The 10,997-nt window shown below is 42.0% G+C and carries 11 protein-coding genes and 1 pseudogene; 8 read left to right on the top strand and 4 right to left on the bottom strand.

What is annotated here, in order from left to right:
* Positions 1-32: 32 nt before the first annotated feature.
* Positions 33-206, top strand: a pseudogene (locus tag DC345_RS32425) (aldehyde dehydrogenase family protein); the annotation flags it as partial.
* 266 nt (positions 207-472) lie between these two features.
* On the opposite strand, the gene DC345_RS12080 reads toward DC345_RS32425, so the two are convergent.
* Together DC345_RS12080 and DC345_RS12075 are read right to left on the bottom strand one after the other, a co-directional pair.
* Positions 473-925: a HEAT repeat domain-containing protein gene (locus tag DC345_RS12080; protein WP_113053298.1), complete on the bottom strand. Its 453-nt coding sequence runs from the start codon at positions 923-925 to the stop codon at positions 473-475.
* Between the two features lie 154 nt (positions 926-1,079).
* Positions 1,080-2,075: a YndJ family transporter gene (locus DC345_RS12075; RefSeq protein ID WP_113053297.1), complete on the bottom strand. Its 996-nt coding sequence runs from the start codon at positions 2,073-2,075 to the stop codon at positions 1,080-1,082.
* 555 nt (positions 2,076-2,630) lie between these two features.
* On the opposite strand from DC345_RS12075, the gene DC345_RS12070 reads away from it, so the two are divergent.
* The 3 genes from DC345_RS12070 (at position 2,631) to DC345_RS12060 (ending at position 6,883) form a co-directional block, all read left to right on the top strand.
* Entirely contained in the window at positions 2,631-3,278 is a 648-nt protein-coding gene (locus DC345_RS12070) for a hypothetical protein (protein ID WP_258530631.1), read from the top strand.
* Positions 3,279-3,713: 435 nt separating this feature from the next.
* Entirely contained in the window at positions 3,714-4,574 is an 861-nt protein-coding gene (locus DC345_RS12065; RefSeq protein WP_181586566.1) for a polysaccharide deacetylase family protein, read from the top strand.
* 185 nt (positions 4,575-4,759) lie between these two features.
* Complete coding sequence (locus tag DC345_RS12060) at positions 4,760-6,883, top strand: 5'-nucleotidase C-terminal domain-containing protein (protein WP_113053294.1); 2,124 nt, start codon at positions 4,760-4,762, stop codon at positions 6,881-6,883.
* 199 nt (positions 6,884-7,082) lie between these two features.
* On the opposite strand, the gene DC345_RS12055 is transcribed toward DC345_RS12060, so the two are convergent.
* A complete protein-coding gene (locus DC345_RS12055; RefSeq protein WP_113053293.1) occupies positions 7,083-7,652 on the bottom strand; it encodes a DUF4062 domain-containing protein in 570 nt (189 codons plus the stop codon).
* 219 nt (positions 7,653-7,871) lie between these two features.
* Between DC345_RS12055 and DC345_RS12050 the strand changes: the two genes are divergently transcribed.
* The 3 genes from DC345_RS12050 (at position 7,872) to DC345_RS12040 (ending at position 9,310) form a co-directional block, all read left to right on the top strand.
* Positions 7,872-8,228, top strand: a complete 357-nt coding sequence (locus DC345_RS12050; RefSeq protein ID WP_113053292.1) for a collagen-like protein — start codon at positions 7,872-7,874, stop codon at positions 8,226-8,228.
* A complete protein-coding gene (locus DC345_RS12045) occupies positions 8,219-8,527 on the top strand; it encodes a hypothetical protein (RefSeq protein ID WP_113053291.1) in 309 nt (102 codons plus the stop codon). The genes DC345_RS12050 and DC345_RS12045 overlap by 10 nt, the downstream gene beginning before the upstream one ends.
* 444 nt (positions 8,528-8,971) lie before the next feature.
* On the top strand, positions 8,972-9,310 hold the full coding sequence (locus DC345_RS12040; protein ID WP_113053290.1) for a hypothetical protein: 339 nt from the start codon (positions 8,972-8,974) through the stop codon (positions 9,308-9,310).
* Positions 9,311-9,403: 93 nt separating this feature from the next.
* On the opposite strand, the gene DC345_RS12035 is transcribed toward DC345_RS12040, so the two are convergent.
* Positions 9,404-10,126 carry a YheC/YheD family protein gene (locus DC345_RS12035; RefSeq protein WP_113053289.1) on the bottom strand — a complete coding sequence of 241 codons (723 nt, stop codon included), beginning with the start codon at positions 10,124-10,126 and terminating at the stop codon, positions 9,404-9,406.
* A gap of 224 nt (positions 10,127-10,350) precedes the next feature.
* On the opposite strand from DC345_RS12035, the gene DC345_RS12025 reads away from it, so the two are divergent.
* Positions 10,351-10,884: a YceI family protein gene (locus tag DC345_RS12025; RefSeq protein WP_113053287.1), complete on the top strand. Its 534-nt coding sequence runs from the start codon at positions 10,351-10,353 to the stop codon at positions 10,882-10,884.
* Positions 10,885-10,997 lie beyond the last annotated feature (113 nt).

The following is a 10,997-nucleotide window of genomic DNA, read 5'->3' as shown; positions in this document are numbered from 1 at the left end:
ACTTATGATACGGAGAAACGTATCATAAGTAAGCTGGAACGACAATAATTAATACAGCTGCTGTGCAGGGTCTCGATGTTCGGTTCCCTTTCGGTGGCTTCAAGCAATCTGGTATTGGTAGCAACTTTTTAGAGAAAAAAATTAACCCATATCTGATGAAAGTGACCCTGACGCTTGATCTTGAACGAATAAGTAGGGAACGCTAGGCTTGTTGACGAAGCATGAAGAAAATAAGAATTTGGGGCTAAGACGGTGGATAATGGGTGCCAAAGAGTGAGATAAAATCTGGTGACAATCAAAATAACAAGAAATAAAGAAGCCACTCCATTTTTTGGAGTGGCTTTGTACTCAGCTATTATACGGTGAACGGTATAGTAGCGATAGTGTTAAAGCAAAGGGTCGAGTTAAAGTTACAATATCAAATCAGCCCGATGGAGACTGTGTAAAGACTACATTGTAGCTGGAACGACGGCTATTTTCTACCTAGTGACTCCCAAATTCCATGGAGCCAAGAGTCGAACTCAGCATCTTTGTCGCCCTCGTAAGTATCATAAATATCCAGACGTGTCTTTTGCAGTTTTTCCTTAAATTGCTCAAATGAGTGATCTGCAGGAAGGCTTTTTTTAATCCGTAGCAAAATTTTGTTAAGGCCCTTAAACAGCTCGCCCTTATTTTTAGCAGGCATTTGTACATCTTCATCCAACTGCTTGAGCTTGAGATATGCGGCTTCGCGCACTTGGAACACTTGGTCATTTGTCAAAACATTTTGCAGCAATTTAATGGTAGGGGCTGTATCCCAGTTCCCCAATTCATTCACCGCATTAAGTCTTTCTCTCCAGTTTGCTGTCCCTTTGCTCGCCCGTTTGAGCTCTTCAAAGTTTTCCGGTAGTTCGTTAACTGCTCCAATATCATGGTTGTTCGTCAAAGTACAATCTCCTTAATCATCGCCATCTCGGCAGAATGATGAATGTTAATCAGGTAAACACCATTATAGCACGAACCTGGCTAAACTACTTCATTAAAGCCGATTGGTTAGCCTAAAAATCACATTCACCAATTCATGTTTTGTATGTAATCACTCATATAGATGTATCAACATATCTATTCTCCTTGGCAATCTTTTTTCTCTTAATGAAGTCTACCGTATATACCCAACCAATCAGTCCACATAAAACAAAACCAAATGCATGCAGAGATCCGTAAACGGGAATGAAATCAAGTATGGTTAAGAAAAATATCTTTTTTAGTAGCGGATATAAAATGGAAAGCACAACAACCGTGTAAAAGGCTAGACAAGATAGGCCTAAAAAGAAGGTCGCCTTATTATCCAAAGCGTTTTTCCTCAAGTAAGCAAGGAGATAAGCGGTGTAAATCACAATATTACAGGCGAACAAAGTGACACCAATGTATTCAATTGGCTTGGAGAAAATCATACCAATAGCAATCAAGATGGGTCCAATGATATCGATGGCAACGACCCAAGGATACCAGCTTTTCTTCGTCATGATGCGTCCAAGTTCACCAATAAAAATTGGAACGATGGCAGATGAGAAATGAAAGTGGAGCGAGCTTAACGCGTGCGTTGCAGGATTAGCTTGGAAGAGGTTCAATTGATATTGAGATAAGGTAAACCAAATGCCCCCGATAAAAAAATAAACAAGCCCCGCACCAATTGCTATTTCCGCTGCGTTTCCTTTAGAAATCACAATAGTGGTCAAGCCATAGATGCCAAGCAGCAGTGTGAACAGTAGCCACCCAAGGGACAGAATCCCTGGGATTGCCGTACTTTCTAACCCCCACATCTTACTACTCATTACCGAGGCTAGGGTAAGAAGCGCAGCGGGAAACTGAAGCCATTTAATAGCAGCATAAACCATTCGTTGATGTTTATTCTTTTCGTCATGGTTCATAAGTAAAATCACAAGAGGTACAATGACGAAAGCCGCAAAAAGTAGAAACTTTTCAACAAGTTCGAATTGAAAGTAATCAAGATAAAATATCAGAATGGTTATGATTCCACCGGGGAACGCTGGTGCTAATAATGATTTCATTAATTGCTTCAAGAAACGATTCATGGGGTTTTCTTTCTAACTACGTTTATCGTAATAACTGCCTGCATCCAGTTGTGCAGCGTTCTTTAGTATAGATCGGCAATTCTTCTTTTAGTAGTCTAACACATTAATTTGTCAATATATGAAAATAAGCTTATCTTACTGCGAGAAGGATCGATATGGGAGAATATCGGTTAGATCAGTACTATGATTTTCCCCAAGAAAATGAAAGCTATGTTCACCGAATCGCTCGTACAAGGAAGAGCGGGAAAATCGAGGACGGCAATCTCCTTCGCCACGCCGACAGAGGACAGGTTGATGGAGTCATGGAAAATATACCCAAGAGACGCTGGAGTGATGTCGGCGTCTCTTTTTTCTGCGTTCTGATGTTTATTTATCGAATATATTAAAAAATAAAGTTCAATTTCCGATAATAAATATGCGGTTATATGCCATAAATCGACAATTATCAACATTTTCCTAGAAAAGGTGATTTAATATATGTTTTCACCGTTCCAAAAGAAGAAGAGTAGACTTGAGCAGCAACAATCGAGAGAGGACCTTGACATGAGGAGGGACTTGGATGAACCACAGGAGGAAGTGTCGCTAAGTTCGACTCCTTCCGAGGTGAAGGAAGAGCCTTCAAGTTCTGTTTTAATCAATAAGGGTCTTATGGATAAGAGCTCGCTTGATCTGGTATTCGCTGTAGAGCAGATGATTAAGGACAAGCAGCATGTCGAAATGAGTCATAATGATTTGCAGGATCGACTAAACCATTCGAACGGACAAAACGATCGTTTGAACAGAGACCTAAAGAACTTGGGCAAGGTCATTGAGGAACGCGAGAAGAGCATTTTGGAGATGGAGCGAAAGCTGGCCGATAAGAATCTGAAGGTCGATCAAATAATGGAGGACTTTCGGGAGCTTCAATCCACTATGTCTGGTCAAAATGAGGAGCTTAAAGGTGTAATTGAACTTGAACGCCAGAATTATGCCGGCCTGCTTCAGAAGCACAATGAGATGATTACCGATAAGAATAAGAGAATCAGCGAGCTTGAGGAGAAGAATGTAAGATATGAATCCGAGCTCACTCAAATGAAACAGAAATTCGATGCTCTCCGCCAGGAGAAAACGCATTTGCTTAATGTTGTAAATGACTTTACTAACAGATTGACATCTCCGTTTGCATCGAACGCAGGAACAACCGAGGAATCTCCAATCGATTAAAGTCATTGCTGATCGGAAGAGAGGACGAATGGTATGGAGACATACATTACGCAGGTAATGGAGCTGTTATCGCTTGGGAAGACCTCGGATGGTGTAAATCAAATCACGGTCGCAGTGTCCCAAGAGGATAGGCAGGCTATATACGAAATTAATATTGACGAGTTTACATATCTTGGGCTTGAAATGTTGAAGCCACTAAATGGAGACAGGATCAGACTCTCTCCCTATTCCAAGTGGGATCCATACCGGAATACCTTTTATAGTTCCATAATCAGAACCACAGAAGTTTCCCGGGATGTGCAGTATTTTGCATGCAGCGAAGCATACATAAATGAAATTAAGCGGATCAGGAACCTTCCGCCCGTTTCAGTGGAGGACAGAGTAGAGGAACCCGCTCAGCAATGGACACAACTCCTGCGGCAATTCTCTGCACACATGCCCAAAATTTTGATTCTGTCCCTTGTAACTATCGGCTTGCTGATTGTTCTATCTATCACTTCGAAGGGGAATGACGATTCTGCAAATACGTTTAGCGGATCAGTCGGGGTGGCGATGGCTGGGGAAAAAGACGATGATTTTGAAGCGCCGATGGTGCTTACAGCTATAAGTGAACCATACAAGACGGAAACTTCAGTTACGGCTGCCAGAACAAATCCTATCGTCCTATCACACGTATCCGATCAGCCTGACAGTAATCACGAATCCTTTGAAGTCATCGATATTGATAAAGAGGAGTCTTTCTTTGGTTTACCGAAGGAATATGTGGCTTTAACCTTTGATGATGGACCTTCCACGCTTACGAAGCAGTTTGTGGACATTCTGACAGAACAGAAGGTAGTGGCAACATTCCTGTTTGTAGGGCAGAAGGTGGAACGCAATCGAGATGCTGTTATCTATGCGAGTGAACATGGAATGGCGATTGGGAATCATTCCTGGGATCACAGTTTGCTTCCGAAGGACACCCCACAGAATCAGAGCGAGAGCTTGTCGAAGACAAACAGCGTTCTGGAATCATTGACGCATAAAACGGTTACTTTGTTCCGTCCACCATACGGTGCGGTTAACAACAAACTTGTCTCCGAGGTTAAGAAGTTGAATATGAAGACCCTTCTGTGGAATCGAGATCCAGAGGACTGGAATGCGAAGAAGCCAGAGGATATTATTCGATACTTTCATCAGGTCGAAGCTGCTGGCGGAGTATATGTGCTGCATGAAAACAAAAACACATTAGAAGCACTTCCGGCTATTCTTAAACACTTAAAAGAAAAGAATTTAAAATTCGTCATCTTCAAATAAAATAGACCTCAGAGCAGATTGAAACCCCAAGAACTAGCTTTGGTTAAAATCCAGATACAGGTATTTCCTTTCTCTATCAATCTCTCAACTTTTTTACACCCATTTAATATATTCTACGACTTTTATGAATTGAACTATGGTAAAATATTTCAGGATCTATAATTGGAGAGGGGTTTTGTTAATTCATGTATTGGAAAAAAGTTCTTGGCCAAAGCACAATTCGTGTGGCAACTGCCGCACTATTACTCACCCAACTATTGGGCGCAGCAGGTTCTGTCTCTGCCGCAGGCAAAGATGTAGAAGTACACTTGATTGGTATCAATGACTTCCATGGTCAGTTGGATACCACATCGATCGTTAGTGATAAAAAGGCAGGAACGGCTCCAATTCTAGCAACCTACTTAAAAGAAGCTCAAGCAAAATATGAACATTCCCTACTCTTCCATAATGGAGACTCTGTGGGTGCATCTGCTCCGGTCTCATCTCTCGATCGTGACGAGCCTACCATGGAATGGATGAATATGATGGGCTTTGATGTAGGTTCTCTAGGCAATCATGAATTCGACCAGGGTATCGCTGCCTTGAAGGCACAAATCTTTGGTGGCCTTGATCCAAAAGAAGGCAAAGTAACTCATGCTGGTGCTAAATTTGATTACGTCAATGCAAACGTCATTGAAACTGCCACTGGCAAAACATTGATTAAGCCGTATGTTATTAAAGAAGTAGGCGGAGTTAAAATCGGATTCATCGGATTAGTAACGAAATCCACACCTGCTAAAGTATCTCCATCTGGTACAGCTGGTGTGCGTTTCCTAAGCGCAGAAGAAGAAGTTGAAGCCGTTAATAAATATGCAAAAGAATTACAAGATCAAGGTGTAGAAACGATCATCGTCTTGGCACATGATCCGGCAACAACCAAAGAAGGCGTAACGACTGGAGAAGCGGCTGATTTAGCAAAAGCTTTGCCAGCAGATTCCCCTGTTGACGTTATCGTCGCAGGTGACAATCATGCCTTGGCTAATGGTGAAGTAAATGGGAAATTGATCGTTCAAGCGTTCTCTTATGGTACAGCATTTGAAGATATTAAATTGATGATTGACCCTGCTACTGGGGATGTAACAGAGAAATCAGCTACCGTTACAACGACTTTCCAAGAGGGTGTAAAAGAAGACCCTGAAACGTTGGCTATTATTAAAAAATCATTAGACAAGCATCCTGAGCTGACTAAGCCAGTAGGTACAACGGATGGTTCTGTTACCCGTACAGATGCTTATAATAATGAAGCCGCTCTGGGTAACCTCATTGCAGATTCAATGCGTGAAGCAGACTTTGGGGATAAGGCAAGTGCTGCTGACTTTGCATTTATGAATCCAGGTGGTATTCGTGCGGATCTGCCAAAAGGCGATGTGACCTTTGCTGATCTTGCCAAAATCCAACCGTTTGGCAATACTCTAGTGAAACTGGAGTTGACTGGCGAACAAATTAAAACTTTGTTGCAGCAACAATGGGGTACCAACGCTGATGGTACACCAAACACAAAAACTCTACAGATCTCTGGTTTGAAATATACTGCAGACTTTAACAAGCCAGTTGCAGAACGTGTTACTAGCCTTAGTCTGGAAGATGGCACATCTATTGATCCTGCAAAAACATATACGGCTGTAGTTAACAACTTTATGGCTGCAGGTGGAGATAACTATAAAGTGCTAGTAGATGCTAAATCATCCTTGGCTGGTCCTATCGATCTGGATGTATTCTACCAGTACATTGTAGATACGTATAAAGGCGCTGACATTGTGGCTAAAACGGAAGGACGTATCACGAACCTAGCTGCATCCACAGAGGAAACAGAAACACCTGTAACAACAGAATTTATTTCTCGTGCTGAATTTGTAAGTGCTCTTGTAGAACTGTTGAAACTGAACGAAGTAGCTGCAGCACCTGCATTCAAGGATGTAGCTGCTAACGCTTCATATGCAGATGCAATCGCTGAAGCGACTCATGCTGGATTCATTCAAGGCTACGGTGGTAACTTCAATCCTGATCGTGATATCACTCGTGAAGAAGCGGCTACCATTCTTGCTAAATTGTTGAAAGATCAAGCTTCTGACAAAAATGCAGCTACGATCATTGCAGGTTTTGAAGATGGAAAATCGGTTTCTACTTATGCGGTGAAATCCATGGCAAAACTGATTGACAAAGGTATTCTTAGTGCAGCAGAGAAAAATCTGCTTCAACCTAAACAAGGTCTTTCTACTAACGATGCAAAAGCTTTAATTCAAAAAGCTGTTGCAGCAAAAGCTTCATAATATAGAACTTATTCAAACTTTATATTAAAACAAAAAACACATCCTATTGGGTAAATAAGCTTTCCAAGAGAATGCTTATCCCAATTTAGGATGTGTTTTTTCATGTTTACATGATCTATAACTGATCTCAGGTTGGTGGTACCTTGTTTTGGGCAGGTATGGTTAATAATGGTAATGGTTGGTTATGCCAGCCCCTCTTTCATTTCTTTTTCTCCAACTCCGCCTTTAATCGTGCATTCTCTTCCAACAGCTTTTGGACGTCTGGGACATCCTTTCCAGAAACCCAACCATGCAAATCGTCTCTTGCTGCATACCCCGGCAATTGATTACGAAGTACCATTTTAATGTGCCGTACATCTTCAACATAATAGATAGGGATTTGTTCCATGACTGTTTGCTTAAACTCTTGAAACTCCTGATAGTATTCAATTGCTGCGAAGTCATATGGCTTTTGTCTTAATGCTTCATCTGTGACAACAAAAGCAAATCTAGGTTTGCCCGCTTCTCCGGCATACTCATACTCCCAATGGGTATAGCTCTTGGAATTATCTTCAGGAAGTGTTAAACCATAAAATCCTCCGAGAATCAGGACATATACATCGGACTCGTCGATCCATCTCTTCCTAATTTTCATTGGACTCTCCTTGAAAAATTGCTCGATTCCCGCAGGGATATGACCAGCTTGAAGTACGGCTTCAACAGCGGTATGTCTTTCTTCAATAAGATCGTAGTAAGTAGACGATATGTAAATTTGTAGTTTTTTTCTCATAGGCCCACCCCAATTTAAAGAATGAATATACTTAGAATCTATCACTCACTCACTTTATTTGTCAAAATTGACTGGGGTTTCATGCGGCAATGTTTCCCCTATGTGGAGAAACTGAATATGGGTCAAGCTTTGTTGGTGATATTTTTGATATTCGCCCAGTCGCCCTTTCCGCGAATGCATATGATGATTATGCCTACTCATCGAAAGGAGCGATCACATATGGGGTTTTTTCCAATGCCGGGACCTGGCGGAGGGTTTCCAGGCGGACCAGGTGGACCGGTAGGGCCGGGGGGTCCGGGTTTTCCAGGGGGTGCACCGGGAGGGGTTCAAGCGCCGACGGCTCCTCCACCGCAGTTCGTACCGCAAATGCAGACCGCCACATATGCTATCGATCCCGGCGGGATCAGACGCTGTATGTTCCGCAACACATACATTTGGCTGAACAACGGCGAGCAATTCTGGTTCTTTCCGGTATTTGTCGGGCGTAATTCTGTTGCAGGGTTCAGATGGTTCGGTTTCTTCTGGGGATACTTCGGTATTGATTTGAATCGGATTAGCTCGTTCACATGCTTCTAAGACAGACAGCGAAAGAGAACAGCCTGGGGCTGTTCTCTTTGTTGTGTGGCGCATCCCTGGAGAATTGCTTATCAGATGCCATAAACGTGCCTAAGAGAGAACTCCCCAATAGTATTGTTCGTGTTGCGGCGATTTTCAACCCTAAATTAAGAATGATTGCAACACTCTTGGGAAAAGATATGTCAACGAGTAATCAAAAAGCCCAACGTATACTTGGTTGGACACCACGTTCAGCAGAAGAAGCAATTATAGCAACTGGTAAAAGCATGATGAAAGTCATCAAAGGACAGATGAAGTAACAAAAATTAAACAGGTTGATTCTATGTAATAACGAAACAACACGTTGTGCGCTATCCGATCGTGTTTTTTTCGTTGTTAGATGAGACATGTGTTCAACAAAAGGAAACTATCTCGATCAGAAGTGTCTAAATAAGAGTAGTGTCTTAGTTTTAGATCCTTCTACAGGATCAATTTTGGATGGTTAATTATTGTTAACCCTTAGAATCAGCGGATATCAATTAAGTTTAGGCAATTCATGTTTACATAGGCTTGCTGATAAATCTATAATTCCTGAACCAACTTTGTGAATACGAGGGGGGTTCTTTTTGTTGAGGTACAGCGTTATAAGTTTCCTCTCGCAACCACCGGACAAACGCACTTTTTGTTCCTTGTCCACATTTATACCTTACCAAAACAATTGAATTGCATTTAATAAAACTATCAATAATAAGGAGGTTTTGATAATGGGAAATAGAAGACCTGGAGGACCAAGAGGTGGTTATGACCCTGTTCAGATCTATAACTCTACTTCGTTTAATGCGTCTGGAAAAGTTGAATATGCATCCATCTTTTGTAGTGACGACAACTATAGTGTTCTGCGTGACGAGACTTGGAGAGCTTCCGGCCGTGGAGTCTGCTTGGTAACTAGAATCACCGCAACGGTTAGAACGCCAAGTGGGAATATTGAAGCTGAGCCGTATACTTCTTCCGGTACTTCTTATAGCCAGTTTGCCATTATACAGGTAGGGGTAAATAAGTTCCAAGTGACACGTGTTACAAGTGCCACGAGACGCATCAAGTAATAACTGAAGCGTCATGATCATCATAAGCATCATACAACTTAACCTAAAGAGACGACTGCCCCGTAGAAAAAGGCTGGTCGTCTCTTTTTCGCTTTAATGTTTCTTGTACCATAATATTTTGCGATGCATTGAGGAATCTTTCAAAAGTCGGAATGGCCGTAGGTCCGGTTTATAATTGCCTTCGATAATCCAAACTCGCTGTTTCCTGTCGATACCTATATCAAACCCAACTTCCCTAAGCTTCGGGTAACGTTCTCCCAGTCGTTTGGCAGCTAATAGTGCAATGTGTTCCGCTTTGACAAGCAAGCTGCGATCTCCAATTTGAGATAATTTGAGTGCCTCCAACACTGGAATGGTGCGGCTAGTCACATTTGTGACTAGATATCCTTGCGCCGCAACTTTAGCGTAGGAGCCAGTAACGTTCCAAGTGGTTGAAGAGCCTTTTTGACGCTGGACGATGATCCGAATGTCGAACGGCTTGTGCCCAATTCGGGCAAGATGCAGACGTTTTTGGACAATGTATCTATGACTTTTGTTTCTTTTGTGGACCCATTGGAGTACCTTGTCGGTGTCTTTCATGATGACCACATTATTTTCATTTTGAATACGATAGGTTCTTACACTGTTCCGTTTGATAAAGATAATATCCCTTCCATAACTTCCGTTACGAGGCTTCAGTACAACGCTTTGATATTGAAGCAGCATCTTCGTTAAAGTGTCCTTTTTAAGCAAGTGTGTTTCTGGTAAACGTCCAACGAGAGAGGAGCCCTTCCGGAGGATGCGATATTGCAACCATTTATCTCTTTTGATTAACATTGGAATCACAGCCTTTTTCCAGACTTCTACGGTAATTCTAATTCAAATTAGTGATCAGCATAAGCGGCCATTCGTCTATATTTATGAGAAAATGCTAGAACGCAAAAAGGCTACTGACATTACGTTGTCAGTAGCCTTTTTGTATATTAAGAGCATGCGAATAGCGCTGCTTTGGAGATAGGTCGACCTTTCTCATCATATTATTATAGAGGTGGAATTTATTCATGAGCAATGTCAAATGGGAAGTGGATCCGGACCACAGTTCTGTTGAGTTTTCGGTGAAGCATTTAATGATTAATAAAATCAAAGGTGTTTTCGAGCGTTTCGAAGCGGTTTTAAGTTTTGACCCCAACGATGTAACAATCTTGGGTATTCAGGCTTCCATCGACGCAAATAGTATCACAACTCGCCAGCGGCAACGCGATGAACACCTGAGGAGCGAAGAATTCTTTGATACTGCCAAGTATCCAGCCATTACGTTTCAAAGCACCAAATGCGTTCTTACTGGCGAACGGCAATATGAACTTGCAGGCAATCTAACGCTGCATGGCGTAACAAAACCTATCACTTTTCATACCGTTTTTGAAGGGTTTAATAAAGACCCTCGTGGCCGGGAACGTGTGGGCTTTCGTTCAACAGCCAGTATTGATCGTAATGAATTTGGTTTGAGTTTCAACTCGCCTCTGGAAGCGGGTGGAATTGTCGTCGGAAATGAAGTAAGCATCGAGCTTAATATCGAAGCCATTCGAATAGAATAGCATTGTTACATGATATCTGAATATCCACTCGCCCATAATCGTGGCGAGTTTTTCGTTGTGTATACCACAGTCCTATTCCTAGTATTTTTTGCCTATACATTAATACGAATGTG

Source organism: Paenibacillus taichungensis, from assembly GCF_003287275.1.
GTDB classification, from domain to species: Bacteria; Bacillota; Bacilli; order Paenibacillales; family Paenibacillaceae; genus Paenibacillus; species Paenibacillus taichungensis_A.
Note: the sequence above shows the minus strand (reverse complement) of the source record. Positions and strands in the feature narration are given on the sequence as shown.